Annotated in this window: 13 protein-coding genes; 9 read left to right on the forward strand and 4 right to left on the reverse strand. The window is 59.9% G+C overall.

The features are described from left to right. Nucleotides 1-59 precede the first annotated feature (59 nt). Nucleotides 60-989, forward strand: coding sequence for a 2-hydroxyacid dehydrogenase (locus tag EK369_RS05625; protein WP_127112718.1), 930 nt, complete (start codon nt 60-62; stop codon nt 987-989). Here the strand turns inward: EK369_RS05625 and EK369_RS05630 are convergent. The 3 genes from EK369_RS05630 to EK369_RS05640 form a co-directional block, all read right to left on the reverse strand. Then, the gene (locus EK369_RS05630; RefSeq protein ID WP_206198037.1) at nt 983-2,155 is read right to left on the reverse strand and encodes a benzoate/H(+) symporter BenE family transporter; all 1,173 of its coding nucleotides are present in this window, start codon (nt 2,153-2,155) and stop codon (nt 983-985) included. The two genes, EK369_RS05625 and EK369_RS05630, sit on opposite strands and share 7 nt — an antisense overlap. A gap of 62 nt (nt 2,156-2,217) precedes the next feature. Continuing rightward, nucleotides 2,218-3,000 carry an SseB family protein gene (locus EK369_RS05635; protein WP_127112720.1) on the reverse strand — a complete coding sequence of 261 codons (783 nt, stop codon included), beginning with the start codon at nt 2,998-3,000 and terminating at the stop codon, nt 2,218-2,220. Beyond that, complete coding sequence (locus tag EK369_RS05640; protein ID WP_127112721.1) at nt 2,997-3,578, reverse strand: uracil-DNA glycosylase family protein; 582 nt, start codon at nt 3,576-3,578, stop codon at nt 2,997-2,999. The genes EK369_RS05635 and EK369_RS05640 overlap by 4 nt, the downstream gene beginning before the upstream one ends. Nucleotides 3,579-3,682: 104 nt before the next feature. Between EK369_RS05640 and EK369_RS05645 the strand changes: the two genes are divergently transcribed. The 7 genes from EK369_RS05645 (at nt 3,683) to EK369_RS05675 (ending at nt 11,298) form a co-directional block, all read left to right on the forward strand. Continuing rightward, the gene (locus tag EK369_RS05645; protein WP_127112722.1) at nt 3,683-4,027 is read left to right on the forward strand and encodes an ArsR/SmtB family transcription factor; all 345 of its coding nucleotides are present in this window, start codon (nt 3,683-3,685) and stop codon (nt 4,025-4,027) included. Beyond that, nucleotides 4,020-5,054 carry a permease gene (locus tag EK369_RS05650; RefSeq protein WP_127112723.1) on the forward strand — a complete coding sequence of 345 codons (1,035 nt, stop codon included), beginning with the start codon at nt 4,020-4,022 and terminating at the stop codon, nt 5,052-5,054. Before EK369_RS05645 ends, EK369_RS05650 begins: the two co-directional genes overlap by 8 nt. A 137-nt stretch (nt 5,055-5,191) precedes the next feature. Next, nucleotides 5,192-6,439, forward strand: a complete 1,248-nt coding sequence (locus tag EK369_RS05655) for a Na+/H+ antiporter NhaA (RefSeq protein ID WP_127112724.1) — start codon at nt 5,192-5,194, stop codon at nt 6,437-6,439. Between the two features lie 190 nt (nt 6,440-6,629). Beyond that, the gene (locus tag EK369_RS05660) at nt 6,630-7,289 is read left to right on the forward strand and encodes an ABC transporter ATP-binding protein (protein WP_127112725.1); all 660 of its coding nucleotides are present in this window, start codon (nt 6,630-6,632) and stop codon (nt 7,287-7,289) included. Next, complete coding sequence (locus EK369_RS05665) at nt 7,267-8,940, forward strand: KpsE/RkpR family capsule polysaccharide export protein (protein WP_127112726.1); 1,674 nt, start codon at nt 7,267-7,269, stop codon at nt 8,938-8,940. Before EK369_RS05660 ends, EK369_RS05665 begins: the two co-directional genes overlap by 23 nt. Before the next feature lie 2 nt (nt 8,941-8,942). Beyond that, nucleotides 8,943-9,776, forward strand: a complete 834-nt coding sequence (gene kdsA, locus EK369_RS05670) for a 3-deoxy-8-phosphooctulonate synthase (protein ID WP_127112727.1) — start codon at nt 8,943-8,945, stop codon at nt 9,774-9,776. A 25-nt stretch (nt 9,777-9,801) separates the two neighbouring features. Next, on the forward strand, nt 9,802-11,298 hold the full coding sequence (locus EK369_RS05675) for a phosphomannomutase/phosphoglucomutase (RefSeq protein WP_127112728.1): 1,497 nt from the start codon (nt 9,802-9,804) through the stop codon (nt 11,296-11,298). Nucleotides 11,299-11,523: 225 nt separating this feature from the next. Here EK369_RS05675 and EK369_RS05680 read toward each other — a convergent pair whose 3' ends face one another. After that, nucleotides 11,524-13,536, reverse strand: coding sequence for a M3 family metallopeptidase (locus EK369_RS05680; RefSeq protein ID WP_127112729.1), 2,013 nt, complete (start codon nt 13,534-13,536; stop codon nt 11,524-11,526). Between the two features lie 129 nt (nt 13,537-13,665). Between EK369_RS05680 and EK369_RS05685 the strand changes: the two genes are divergently transcribed. Then, nucleotides 13,666-14,877 carry a trans-sulfuration enzyme family protein gene (locus EK369_RS05685; RefSeq protein WP_127112730.1) on the forward strand — a complete coding sequence of 404 codons (1,212 nt, stop codon included), beginning with the start codon at nt 13,666-13,668 and terminating at the stop codon, nt 14,875-14,877. Nucleotides 14,878-14,930 lie beyond the last annotated feature (53 nt).

The following is a 14,930-nucleotide window of genomic DNA, read 5'->3' on the forward strand; positions in this document are numbered from 1 at the left end:
CTGTCCTTTGTTCTGTGGCCTGACTGGCCGCACGCTACATACAGCCGGAAAGACCTACGATGATCAATGTCCTGTTCGCCGCCCGCTCAGAACGCTGGGGAACCTATGAAGCGCCTTTGAAAGCGGCGTTTGAAGAATACGGTTTGGATGTCGATCTGCGCACTGACTTTGCGCCGGATGAGGTCGATTACATCGTATATGCCCCCAACAGTGATGTGCAGGATTTCACGCCCTACACCCGATGCAAAGCCGTGTTGAACCTGTGGGCCGGGGTAGAGGGCATTGTTGGAAACCAAACACTGACTCAGCCGCTGGCACGCATGGTGGATTATGGCCTGACCCAAGGCATGGTCGAATGGGTCACCGGTCATGTTCTGCGGTATCATCTGGGCATGGACCTGCATATCCACGGGCAGGACGGAGAATGGCGCACCTATGTTCCCCCTCTGGCCGAGGATCGGCGCGTCACCATCCTTGGCCTAGGCGAGTTGGGCACCGCCTGTGGCAGCGCGCTGACGACTCTCGGTTTTCCTGTGACCGGTTGGAGCCGGTCGCAAAAAGAGATTACCGGCATCACCTGTTTCAGCGGCCCGGATGGCCTGTCTCAGGCCTTGGACCGTGCCGATATCCTCGTGTTACTCTTGCCCAAGACCCCTGCGACAGAGAACACCCTGAACGCCGAAACCCTCGCTCTGCTGCCTGATGGCGCGGTTGTGATCAATCCGGGGCGTGGGCAGCTGATTGACGACGACGCGCTGCTGGCTGCGCTCGACGATGGTCCCGTTCAGCACGCCACGTTGGACGTGTTCCGGGTGGAACCATTGCCTGCGGATCACCCCTTTTGGCACCACCCTCGTGTGACCGTAACACCCCATATCGCCAGCGAAACGCGCCCCGCTTCGGCGAGCCGGGTGATTGCCGAAAACATTTCCCGCAGCGAGGCGGGGGACCCGTTGCTACACCTGGTCAACCGCGACGCGGGTTACTGAGCCCAGGCCCGTTTCGCAAACCAGATCACCGCGCCTGCGACCACACCCCAGAACGCCCCGCTCACTCCGAACAGGGTCATGCCGCTGGCCGTGATGAGAAAGGTCATGGCCGGGGCTTCGCTCTGCTTCGGATCGCTGAAAGCGGCCGAGATCGCCGAAACCAGCGCCGGGATCAACGCGAGGCCCGCAACTGCGGTGATCAGTTCTGCCGGGGCAACGCTGGCCAACCGGGTGACAATGGCTGCAGCGAAAGCAAATGCGATAAAGACGGTGCCCGAGACTATGGCTGCCCAATACCGCCCCTTGGGGTCGGCCCCGGCGTCTTCGCCTGCCATCATGGCAGCGGTGATGGCAGACATGTTCACAGGCACAGCGCCAAATGGGGCGATGAGCAGGCTCGCCAGCCCCGTCTTGCGCAATGCCGATTGCCGGTCGATGGCATAGCCGTTCAACTCCAACACCGCGAACCCGGGGATATTCTGTCCCGCCATCGTCACAAGATAGAGTGGTACGGCGATCGAGATCAGGGATTGCAGCGAAAACACAGGGGTTACAAAGGCGAAATCAGGTAACAGAGCCTGTGATGTGGCAGGGCTCGCCTCGGGCAGATCCACGCCGACAAACATCACAATCAGAAAGGCCACGACGGCCAAGGGCATCGCCGCCAGCCGGTTCCATGTCAGCCCGATCAACCAGGCCAGGATCACTGGCAGAACAAGCAAAGGCACGGCCCCCAACCCCAAGGCAGGTGCAAAACACAGCTTCAGGATCACCCCAGCCAGCAGTGCATTTGCAACAGGTTTGGGGATCGCGGCGACGATACGTCCCAGCGCCGGGATCACACCGGTGATCAGAATCAGCGCCGCACAACAGATCATGGCCCCCACAGCCTCGGCAAACCCGCCGGGCAGCGCTGCAGACGCCGCGAGAAACGCCGCACCGGGTGTGGACCAGGCCACCGCCGCGGGTGTGCGTGTCAAACCCGGCAACCAGATGCTGCAAACGCCCATGCCAAGCGTCGCAAAGAACAAGCCTGTCGCAGCTTCGGCCTGTGACGCGCCAACGGCCGTCAACCCGGCCAGCACAATCGCGAAGGACGCCGCATAGCCAACAAAAGCCGCAAGAGCGCCCATGTACACTGCCCGCACCGAGATATCCCGAAACATCAAATGTGCCCCCAAAACAGACCTGCGCGGAGTTTTGTCGATTCCAGACCCCAGTTCAATGCTCAGCGCAGCTTGGGCGGATTGTCGGGGTCGCTGCCGGGGGTCACGGGCACATACTCTTGTGGTTTTGGTGGCTCAGGCAAATCAAAACGCAGCCCTACGCGGGCAAGCTGTGCAGACACCGGGTTGGTTGTTTCAAAGAACCCCACATCCAATGCTCCGGCTTCCACACCCGAAAACGTCAACGCCTCGGATACGGCCTTGGCCAAGGCCCCCTGTGCGTCTGGAATGGCTTCGACAAACCCCAGCATGTGGCTCTTGGCGCCGGTGTCATAGGACACGCCCACGAGGTAGGCCATTTTCGCAAGGCCAGCGGCGGTTGAAAGCTTTTGGTCCAGCGCAGAGATCAATGTTTCAGGCAAGCCGGTCGGCGCGGTGAAAGCCTCTGGCGTGGCTTCAACCTGATCCGGCGCGTGTTGCAGCGTGTCGTCCAACCACATCATAGCGTCCGGCGGGATCAGGATCGACGAGGGCGCAACCTCGAGGTTCACGCCAAGGCCGATGTTTTGCCCGGCCAGCATCGAGGCAATCACGCGGCCAGAGAGCGCCGCATAGGGCGCTGGTTTGCCTACAAACTCGGCCAGCCGTTCCTCGGTGTCGAAGACCAGCACAAAAGAATGGTCCGAGAGGTCGAACAACTCTGGCGCAATGCTTTCGCCTTCTGCTTCCTTGGCCAGCAAAAGGAACAATTCGGCATCCGCCAAACGTTCGTAAAACCGCAGGCGCGCCGCGTCGTCTTGGGGCGTGGTCTCCATTGCCGCATGGGCCTGATCCAAGGGTGTCATTCCAGAACCTCTCTGATCCGGGTGCGCAGCACGGGCAGCAGCTCGGCTTCGAACCACGGATGTTTCTTCAGCCATGCCGTATTGCGCCACGACGGATGAGGCAAGGGAAAGGCGTCGGGCGCATGGTCGCGCCACGCCGCAACGGTCTCGGTGACACCGGCTTTGTGACCCAAGTGCCACTTTTGCGCGTAGCCGCCCACGAGCAAGGTCAGCCGAACATCTGACAGGCTATCGAGAGCCGGCTGTCGCCAGGTGCGCGCGCAAATCGCCGGGGGAGGCAGGTCACTGCCCTTGGCATTGTAGCCGGGAAAACAGAACGCCATGGGCAGGATGGCCACGCGATCCCGGTCATAAAAGGTTGTCTCGTCAATTCCCATCCACGCGCGCAGCCTGTCGCCGGACGGGTCGGTAAAAGGTCGCCCGCTTTCATGCACACGTGCACCCGGCGCCTGACCGACAATCAATATCCGCGCACTGGGCTGAAACCACGCCACCGGGCGCGGCTGATGTGCCGTGGCTGTCGCGGCGAACCGGTCAGCACACAGACGGCAGGCGCGGATGTCCTCGATTAGGTCCATGGGACAACACTGCGATAAGTGGCGATTGGGCGAAACCTGATTTTATTTCGATGACTCTCGAAATAAAACTTGCGCAGGGCTATTATTTCGATATTTCTAGAAATATGAAACACGAATCAACAGACGACATTTCTCTGGCCATTGCCGCGTCCACCTTTGCGGCGCTTGGCTCGGAACAGCGGCTTTCGGTGCTGCGTTGCCTTGTGCGCGCCGGCCCAGAGGGCCTGAGCATCGGTGAGCTTGGCCAGCGCAGCGGCGTGACCGGCTCGACCCTGACCCATCATATGAAAATCCTGGCCCAATCGGGCCTCGTGACACAGGAGAAGCAGGGGCGCTCGATCATTTGTGCCGCCGTGGCCTATGACGAAATCCGCCTGCTCTCGCATTTCCTGCTGAAAGAATGCTGCGCCGACAGCGCAGCCCCCCACAAGGACCACAACCATGGCTGACACAACACAATCCCCGTCGCCCTTTACGACCCGTCTCGCCCGCATCGACAAGGCTTGGCTGGCGTTGGTGCTGATTCTCATCGCCGTCGCGGTGCTGGACTTGCCCCAACTGCTGCCCACAATCGGGTTTACCCTAGGAGCGCTTGGGCACACGGCACCGTTTATCCTGTTTGCGATCTTCGCAATCGGCTATCTCAAGGCGACGGGCGCAGAAACCATCCTGGCCAAGGCCTTTGAAGGGCGCGAAACGCGAATGATCCTGTTCGCAGCGCTTTTGGGTGGGCTGTCGCCCTTCTGCTCCTGTGAAGTCATCCCATTTATCGCCGCACTTCTGGCTGTTGGCGCGCCTCTGAGTGCGGTGATGGCGTTTTGGCTGGCCTCACCGCTGATGGACCCGGCGATGTTTGCCATCACCTCGGGGACTTTGGGGTTTGACTTTGCCCTGGCCAAAACCGTGGCAGCCGTGGGGCTTGGGCTGATGGGTGGTTTTGTGACCATGACCTTTGCAAAATCCCCGGTTTTCAGAGACCCATTGCGTGAAAAGCCGCAAGTCGGTGGATGCTGTGGCGTGAAACAGCCGTTCCAGGGCAAACCAGTGTGGAAGTTCTGGAAAGAGCCCGAGCGCCGCGCAACTTTCAAGGACGCGTCTCTGGATAACGGCCTGTTCCTGCTGAAGTGGCTGGCACTGGCCTATGTGATCGAGGCCATAATGCTGCAATATGTGCCTGCGGAAATGATTGCATCCGTGCTGGGTGGCGATGGTATCAAACCAATCCTGTTGGGCGCGTTGGTCGGCGCACCTGCCTACCTGAATGGGTATGGCGCGGTGCCATTGGTCGACGCCCTGCTGCAACAAGGCATGTCAAACGGCGCGGCCATGAGCTTTGTCATTGCCGGTGGCGTCAGCTGCATCCCCGCAGCAGTTGCGGTCTGGGCGCTCGTCAAACCCCGCGTTTTTGCGGCTTACATCAGCTATGCAATGGTGGGTGCGTTTCTTGCGGGATTGGCCTGGCAGGCCATCGCGTAAGGCCAACACCTGAGAAATCTGCCACAAGGGGGCATTGATTGGTCTCAACATCCAATCAATGCCCCTACGCCCGTTGCGACCTCAGGGAAATTCCGCTAAGTCCCCTCGCCAACAGAGGACAAGAAGGGTGGAAACGAATGTATCGCGTCTGGGGATTTTTGACCGACTACTCGTTGTTGTTGATCTTGGGCGCGTTGATTGCGCTTGTCTGGGCCAACATTGACTATAGTAGCTATCACCACTTCGTTGAATTCAAAATCTGGGATCACGCCCCGATCGGGCACCTGCACGATGGCCACCGCACCCTGACGTTGCATTATCTGGTGAACGACGTGCTGATGGCCCTGTTCTTTGCCATCGCCGCCAAGGAAGTCTGGGAGGCCGTCGTCCTGAAAAACGGCAGCCTGCGTGGCAAAAAGGCGGCAACACCCTTGTTTGCAACGGCAGGTGGAATGTTTGGCCCGATTGGCGTTTACCTGGGTCTGGCCCTGATCATGGGATCCGACACTTACAACGCCGTGGCAAATGGTTGGGCGATCCCGACCGCAACAGATATCGCCTTTTCCTACCTGGTTGGGCGTCTGGTGTTTGGCGCCGGCCACCCGGCTGTGCGGTTCCTGCTGCTTCTGGCGATTGCGGATGATGCCGCTGGCCTGATCATCCTCGCGATTTTTTACCCCTCGGGTGATCTTGCTCCGCAGTGGTTGTTTGTCTCCTTTGGTGCGGCGCTTGCGGTGTTCGTGTTTGCCAACTGGCTTCCGCGTCGCTTGGATCGCGGCAATCAGGCGCGACCAAACTCGACCGCTATGCGCAAACTGTTTGGCGGCCTTCCTTACATCATTGCCGGCTGCATCAGCTGGTATGGTTTCATGCGCTCGGGTCTGCATCCGGCGTTGGGGCTTTTGCCCATCGTCCCTGCAATCCCCCATGCCGATCGCGCCTTTGGCATTTTCTCGCAGGCAGAAACCCATCTGCATGACCTCTTGAACGTCATGGAGCACGCACTGAAGTATCCTGTCGAGGTGGTGTTGTTCTTCTTCGGCCTCTGCAACGCTGGTGTTCAACTCTCTTCCATGGGCGACGCCACCTGGCTGGTTCTGGCAGGCCTTATCATCGGGAAACCGGTGGGCATCCTGATCTTTGGCTGGGTCGCCGCAATGCCACTGAAGCTGGGCATCCCAGAAGGCATGCGCATCATCGACCTCATCGTCATTGGCTGCGTTGCTGCGATCGGGTTTACGGTATCTCTTTTCGTGGCTTCGGTGGCGTTTGAGGCCGGTCCGGTACAGGATGCGGCCAAGATGGGCGCCCTGTTCAGCTTTGGCGCGGCAGCCATTTCGATCATCGCCGGCAAGGTCTGCCGGGTCGAAAAACGCAACCTTTAAGCGCAAAATAGTTCAAATATTCAGAAAACCGGCGCCTCAGCGTCGGTTTTTTGATGTCTGGGGGTCAAAATTCTGCCGCATAGAGTTGCTAACTCCCCTAGTAATCCGACATATTGAGGTCAAAGGCGCCACAGAGAGCGTTAACCAAAACCCGCTAAGAGGGATGGCCAGAGCAGAGCCGGAGCGATTGATGCTCGAATTTGAGAATGTGAGTAAGTCCTTTTGGACAGGTACCCAGCGCAAGGTGATCCTTGAACGTGTATCTTTTCGCGTGGAGCTGGGCAATTCGCTAGGCATTCTCGCGCCAAACGGCACCGGCAAGACCACCCTGATCAACATGATGGCGGGTCTTGAAAAGCCGGACGAAGGCGACATCCGCCGTACCTGCCGCATCTCCTTTCCCCTGGGGTTCATGGGGGGGGTGGTCGGCAAACACTCGGCCGTTGAGAACAGCCGTTATATCGCGCGGCTCTACGGGTTGGATCCGGACTATGTGGAAGCCTTCTGTCGCTGGCTCTGCAATCTCGGCGAATACTTCGACCAGCCGCTTGGCACCTATTCGTCGGGCATGCGCTCGCGGTTCACCTTTGCGCTGATGTTGGCGCTGGATTTCGACATGTATCTGATCGACGAGGGCATGCCTTCGTCCACGGATGTCGAATTCAATCGCAAAGCAGGGGATATTCTGAAAGAACGGTTGCGCACGACAACTATCGTGATCGTTTCGCACCAACCGCAAGTTCTGGAAAAGTTCGCCCGCTCCGCCGCCGTTCTGATGAACGGCAAATTGTATATGTTTGACACCTTGGAAGAGGCAAAGCAGCTCTATGACTACCAAACCCAAGGCTAAAAAGTTTCGCATCCGCCGCAACACACCCGGCTCCGGCCCCGGTGGCGCGGCACAGGCACCTGTGGCACAGGCACCCGCCGGGCAGGCCCCGCGTGGCCCGGAAAAGCCCGCATCCCGGCCCAACGCACCCCAACAAACCCCTGTGCAGGCAACTGCGCCTGCGACCCCGGCCCCGGCAATGGGACTGGAACCAACCCCAAGTCCGGATCGCGATATTGACGCCATAAAACGCGAAGGCCTGACCGGTCGCCAGTTGCGCATGGCGCGGCGGGTTGCCCAGAAGAACGGTCTTGCGCCGACCTCGGACTATGACGCGGTGCGCCTGTTGCGCGCCAATGGGATTGATCCGTTTCAGCGTACCAATATGCTCGAGCTGGTGGTGCCGGATCAGGAACAGACCCAGCCCGCGGTTTCACAAAAGGGCAAAATTCAACTGCCGCAAACGATGGCGCCGGGCAAGACCCTGCCGTCAACCGAGTTTGCCGAGCAATCGCCGGCAGAGCGGCGCGCGCAGGAAATTGGCAGCATTCAAAAGGACATTGCGCGCCGTCGCCGTCGCCGTCTAGCCCTGCTTGTCGCGCGGCTCTCGGTCTTTGTATTCCTGCCGACAATCCTTGCTGGGTGGTACTTTTACGCGGTGGCAACGCCGATGTATTCGTCAAAATCAGCCTTTATGATCTTGCAGGCCGACACGGCAACTGCATCCGGCGGTCTGGGATCGTTGTTGCCATCGCAGTTCAACACCAACCTCGATGCCATCGCGACGCAGGACTATCTCACCTCCAAGGACGCCATGCTGCGCCTGGATTCCGACATCGGATTTAAGAGCCATTTTAGCAACCCCAGCATCGATCCGATCCAGCGCCTATCCGAGAACCCTACGAACGAACAGGCTTACAAGGTCTACAAGAAGTTCGTGAAGATCAGCTATGACCCGACCGAAGGCTCGATCCGGATGGAGGTCAGCGCCGCCGATCCCCTGGTCGCAGCGCAGTTCTCGAACAAGCTGATTTCTTACGCAGAAACGCGTGTTGACGATCTGTCCCAGCGCAAACGTGAAGACCAGCTTGCCGATGCGCGCAGGAGCCTTGAGCGCGCCAAACAGGAACGCCGCGACGCCCAGACCGCGCTGGTGACGCTGCAAAGTGACTCGGACCTCTTGGATCCCGAAGGCTTGATTGCCAGCCTGCGGTCGCAGATTTCGGGTTATCAGCTTCAACTCCAAGAAAAAGAACTGCAACTACAGGCTCTTCTCGACAACCCCCGCCCAAACAAGGCAAGAGTTGATGGGGTGACCGGTGACGTGAGGCGCCTGAAAAACCTGCTGGTTTCCTTGGAATCCAAGATGAACGAGGCAACGGTTGGGGAATCCTCGCTTGCGCAGAAAACAGCCCAGATCAAGCTCGCGCAGGCGGATTTGGCGACGGCAGATCTGTTGATGCAAACGGCGCTGCAAACGCTCAAACAAACCGAGCTTGAGGCCAATCGCCAGGTGCGTTACCTGACGACCAGCGTCGAACCGGTGGCGTCGCAGGACCCGAGCTATCCAAGGGCTTTTGAAAACACCGTGGTGGCGTTTCTAATCTTTTCAGGTATTTACCTGATGATCTCGCTGACTGCGTCCATCCTCCGTGAACAGGTATCGTCCTAAGTATGAAACATATTGAGATTGGTGGGCTGACCACCGGGAATGATCTGCCTCTGACATTGATCGCCGGGCCTTGCCAGCTTGAAAGCGTGGATCATGCCCAGATGATTGCTGGAACCCTGAAAGAGGCCTGCGACAAGGCCGGGGCGCAGTACATATTCAAAGGATCATTTGACAAGGCCAACCGCACCTCGCTGAGTGCGGCCCCGGCCCTTGGCCTGGATGCCGGGCTTAAGGTGTTGCAATCCGTCAAGGATACGCTGGGTGTCCCGGTTCTGACCGACATTCACGACGCCGCGCAATGTGCGCCCGTGGCCGAGGTTTGCGATGTTCTGCAGATCCCGGCCTTCCTGTGCAGACAGACCGCATTGTTGCTGGCAGCAGGAGAAACTGGGGCTGTCATCAACGTCAAAAAGGGGCAATTTCTGGCACCCTGGGACATGCCGAACGTGGTTGCCAAGATCGAAAGCACTGGAAACAAACGCATTTTGCTGACCGAACGTGGCGCGTCCTTTGGCTATAACCGCCTTGTTGTCGACATGCAGTCGCTGCCGGAAATGGCGCGCACCGGGTATCCGGTGGTGATGGATGCCACACACGCCGTGGCCCAGCCCGGTGGGCTTGGGGGAGCGTCTGGCGGCCAGCGAGAGTTTGCGCCTGTGCTTGCACGCGCCGCTGTGGCGACCGGTATTGGTGCTGTTTTCACCGAGACCCACCAGGACCCCGACAACGCGCCCTGCGACGGCCCGAACATGATCTACCTGCGCGACATGCCGGGTCTTATTGAGACGCTGATGCAGTTCGACAGGCTGGCAAAGGCCAATCCAATTTCACTGTAAACTATTGTTTTGAAAGTCAAATATTATGACCACACCGATTTCAGATGTGACCCCGAATACATGGGAATTCCTGCGCGACGCGATGATAAAACCCACTGGGTTTCGTGAATATGACGCCCGCTGGAAGTACCCGGAAGAGATCAACCTGCCTGGTATGACCGCCCTGGGCCTGGGTCTGGGAACACAGATGCGCCGCCGAGGGATCGAGCCGGTGATCGCGGTGGGTAATGATTATCGGGACTACTCTCTGGCGATCAAGAACGCGCTGATGCTTGGGCTGATGCAGGCCGGTATTCAGGTCAAGGATATTGGCCCGGCGGTGTCGCCCATGGCCTATTTTTCCCAGTTTTTTCTGGATGTTCCAGCCGTGGCGATGGTCACGGCCAGCCACAATCCCAACGGCTGGACCGGGGTCAAGATGGGCTTTGAACGGCCGCTGACACATGGCCCGGATGAGATGAACGAGCTGCGCGACATCGTGCTGACCGGCCAAGGGGCGCCTGCGCCGGGCGGGTCGTATGAATTCGTGGACGGCGTAAAAGAGGCCTATATTCAAGACCTTGTGGGTGACTTCAAAATGTCCCGCCCGCTCAAGGTGGTCTGCGCGACCGGGAACGGCACGGCCTCGGCCTTTGCGCCGGAGGTGTTTGAACGGATCGGGGTTGAGGTTGTCGAGAGTCACAACACGCTGGATTACACCTTTCCGCATTACAATCCGAACCCGGAAGCCCTTGAAATGCTTCATGATATGTCCGACAGCGTCAAAGCGTCGGGCGCTGATTGCGCGTTGGGATTTGACGGCGATGGCGACCGCTGCGGCGTGGTGGATGACGAGGGCGAAGAGATCTTTGCCGACAAGGTGGGCGTCATCATGGCGCGCGATCTGGGCAAGCTTTATCCGGGGTCGACCTTTGTTGCGGATGTCAAATCGACAGGGCTGTTCGCGAGCGATCCTGAGCTGAAAAAGCTAGGTATTACAGCGGATTACTGGAAAACCGGCCACAGCCATATGAAACGGCGCGTGAAAGAAATTGGCGCGTTGGCGGGGTTTGAAAAATCCGGACACTACTTCCTCGCCGAACCTGTCGGGCGCGGCTATGACTGTGGCCTGCGCGTGGCGGTGGAAATCTGCAAGCTGATGGACCGCAACCCGGACATGAAGATGTCGGACCTGCGCAAGGCACTGCCCAAGACCTGGGCCACACCAACCATGTCACCCTATGCGGCGGACACGGAAAAATACGATATTCTTCAACGGCTTGTCGAGAAACTGGTGACCAAACACGAGGCTGGCGAGAGCTTTGCCGGACGCCCCATCAAAGAGGTTGTGACGGTGAACGGCGCACGTGTGATCCTGGACAATGGATCCTGGGGATTGGTGCGGGCGTCATCCAATACGCCAAACCTTGTGGTGGTCTGCGAAAGCTCGGAGTCCGAGGCGGAAATGCGGGCGATTTTTGCCGATATCGACGCGGTCATCCGCACCGAACCGGGTGTCGGGGATTACGATCAGACGATCTGATTAACCGTTTGTCAGGATTTGGGGAAACTGCGCGAAAAGCGCGGTTTTCTCCATGTTGTACAACTTTTTTTGGGGCGACTCTCCAAGTTGTACACCTTTTTTCGGGCGGGTTCTCCATGTTGTACAACATGGACACCCCATGAAATCTTTACGCTTTCTTAACCGATCTACGGGTCGGCGTAGGTAGGTCGGACAAATTTGTCCGACCTACGGGGACAGCGCGGATCAGGCGGCGAGGCCGCGGCCCTTGAGCAGGGCTTCGACCCCCGGCAGGCGGCCACGGAACTGAACGTAAAGATCTTCTGCCTCGACCGATCCGCCGGTTGAGAGGATGTTATCCTCCAGTGATTTCGCGGTGCTCGAATCGAATGCGCTGCCCGCCTCTTCAAAGGCCTCAAAGGCGTCGGCGTCCATGACCTCGGACCACATGTAGCTGTAGTAGCCAGACGAGTAGCCGTCGCCGGAAAACACATGCGCGAAATGCGGCGTGGCGTGGCGCATGATGATGGCGTGGGGCATGCCGAGCGCGTCCAGCACGTCGGTCTGTTTCGCCATCAGGTCGGCGGGCGCGTCGCCATCGTGGAACGCCAGATCGACCAGCGCCGACGCGACGTATTCCACGGTCTGAAAGCCCATGTCGAAATTCGCGGCCCCCAGCACCTTGTCGAGCATCGGCTTGGGCATCGCTTCGCCGGTCTCGGCATGGGTGGCAAACTCGGCCAGCACCTCGGGGACTTCGAGCCAGTGTTCGTAAAGCTGCGAGGGCAGTTCGACAAAATCGCGGGCGACGGAGGTTCCCGAAACCCGTTCATAAGTCACGTTCGACAGCATCTGGTGCAGGGCGTGGCCGAATTCGTGGAACAGGGTGCGGGCGTCGTCATAGGACAGGAGCGCCGGGTCGCCCTTGGCAAAGTTGCAGACGTTGATGACCACAGGGGCCTGAGGTTTGGGGAACCTGGCCTGCGACCGCATGGCGGAACACCACGCGCCCGAGCGTTTTGAGCCACGGGCGAAATAGTCGCCGATGAAGATCGCCACATGGGCGCCGTCGCGGGTGACCTCCCATGCGCGGCAATCGTCGTGGTAGAGCGGCACGTCGATCTCGCGGAACGCGAGTCCAAAGAGACGGGTGGCGCAGGCAAAGGAGGCTTCGATCATGCGGTCAAGCTGCAGGTAGGGTTTCAGCGCGGCCTCGTCGAGATCGTGTTCGGCCTTGCGGCGTTTCTCGGCGTAGTAGCGCCAGTCCCAGGGTTCGAGATCGCCATTGATGCCATCGGCGTGCATCATTTCTGTCAGCACCGCGGCATCCGCGTTGGCGCGGGCCTTGGCGGGGTCCCAAACGGCCATCAGGAGGTCGCGCACTTTTTCGGGCGTGCGGGCCATTTCGGTTTCGAGTTTGAAGGCGGCAAAAGAAGGATAGCCGAGGAGTTTCGCGCGCTCTTCGCGCAGTTGCAGGGTTTCGCCAGCGATGGCGCGGTTGTCGGTGTCGCCGCCGTTGGCACCGCGCGCGGCCCATGCGTTGAAGGCGATCTCGCGCAGGTCGCGGCGGGGCGAGAACTGCAGGAACGGTGTGATGAGCGAGCGCGACAGGGTGACGACGGGGCCATCCGTGCCCTTTTCGCGGCCTGCGGCGCGGGCAGCGTCGATCACGAAGTCGGGCAAGCCCGTCAAGTCGTCTTCGGTCAGTTCCATGAACCAGTCGCGTTCATCCGCCAGCAGGTTCTGGGTGAAGGCGGTGCCAAGTTCCGCCAGACGTCCCATGATCTGTTTCATGCGCTGGTCTTCGTCACCTTCAAGCGCGGCCCCTGAGCGGCGAAAGCCCCGGTGGGTGAGCATCAGGACACGGTGCTGTTCAGCGGTGAGGTCGAGTGTCTCGCGCGTCTGCCAGATGGCGGCGACGCGGGCAAAGAGCGCCTTGTTCGACGAAATCGCCGAGGAATGCGCGGCGAGCTTGGGGGAGAAGTCGCGTTGCAGGGCCTCGCGGGCCGGGTTGGAGTCGGCGCCTGCGACGGTGAAAAAGACCGAAAGCACCTTGTCCAGTGCCTCGCCCGCGGCCTCCATCGCCTCGATGGTGTTGGCGAATGTGGCGGGGTCGGGGTTGGTCGCGATCGCCTCGATCTCGGCCGCGTGGGCCGTCAACGCCTGTTCAAAGGCGGGGGCAAAGTCATCGTCGGTGATGGTGTCGAACGGGGCCAGTTCGAAATCGGTGGTCCAGTCGGACAGGATCGGATTGGTCATGCGGGTCTCCTTTGAGGGTCAAGGTAAGCTGCGGGGGGGCGAGCGCAAGATGTGAAATCCTGTCGCTTTCGGACTTGAATGGCTGGATTTGCCGACGCAGGCTGCGGGCAGGCATTAAAGGAGAGTAGCATGTCATTCCGCAACAGCCCGAAAGGGGTGCGCACCACCGCGATCCACGCAGGCGAGGCGCCCGATCCGACCACCGGGGCCTCGGCGCCTGCGTTGCACATGTCGTCGACTTTCGTGACCGATCAGGTGGCTGGGTTCTCGGCGCATGATCTGGACGCGGATGACAGTGCGTTTTTGTATGCGCGCTGGGGCAACCCGACGGTGGCCATGCTGGAGCAGAAGATTGCCGCATTGGAAGGGGTCGAAGCGTGCCTGTGCACCGCCAGCGGCATGGCGGCGGCGAGCGCGATTTTCTTTACCTTTCTGTCGGCGGGCGATCATGTGGTGGTGTCGGACGTGTCCTATGCGGGCGTGGCTGAACTGGCGCGGGATACGCTGCCGCGCTGGGGCATCGAGGTGACGCTGGTCGATATGTCCGACCTTGAGGCCGTGGCGGCAGCGATCCGACCCAATACCAAGCTGGTGCATACCGAAAGCCCGGTGAACCCGATCGGGCGGCTCACGGATCTGGCGGCGGTGGCGAAGCTGGCGCATGAGGCTGGCGCGCTGGTGTCCTGTGACGCGACCTTTGCCTCGCCTTTGGGACAGAATTCGGCCGAGATGGGTGTGGACCTGATCATGCATTCGGTGACCAAGTATCTGGGCGGGCATGGCGATGCTGTTGGCGGGGCCGTCGCGGGGCGTGCGGATCTGATCGCGCAGATGCGAGGCGAGGCGAGCATCCACCATGGCGGGATCATGTCGCCGTTCAATGCCTGGCTGATTGCGCGGGGTGTGGCGACGCTGCCGCTGCGGATGAAGGCGCATGAGGCCAGCGCGATGGCGGTGGCGGAATGGCTGGAGGCCCAGCCCTCGGTCACACGCGTGATCTATCCCGGGCTGGAGTCGCATCCGCAGCATGGGTTGGCCAAGCGGCAGATGGACAATTTCTCGGGCATGTTGTCATTCCAGGTGGGGGACAGGGCGACCAGCGAAGCGGTGGCGCAGAAGATGATCGACCGGCTGGAGACCATCCACTATGCCGTGTCGCTGGGCCATCACCGCAGCCTGATCTTCTGGATGGGCACCGAGGCGCTGATGGAGACCTCGTTCCGGCTGGAAGGCAAGCAGCTGGACAGCTACCGGGAGTTTGCCGGGGACGGGGTGTTCCGGTTGTCGGTGGGGCTGGAAGACTCCGAGGACCTGATCGCGGATCTGGCGCAGGTGTTGTGAGGAAAACTTTCTAGAAAGTTTTCCGCCTCTCAAATCTTCTAGAAGATTTGGTG

The organism is Shimia sediminis (genome assembly GCF_003990645.1).
Taxonomy (GTDB): Bacteria; Pseudomonadota; Alphaproteobacteria; order Rhodobacterales; family Rhodobacteraceae; genus Shimia; species Shimia sediminis.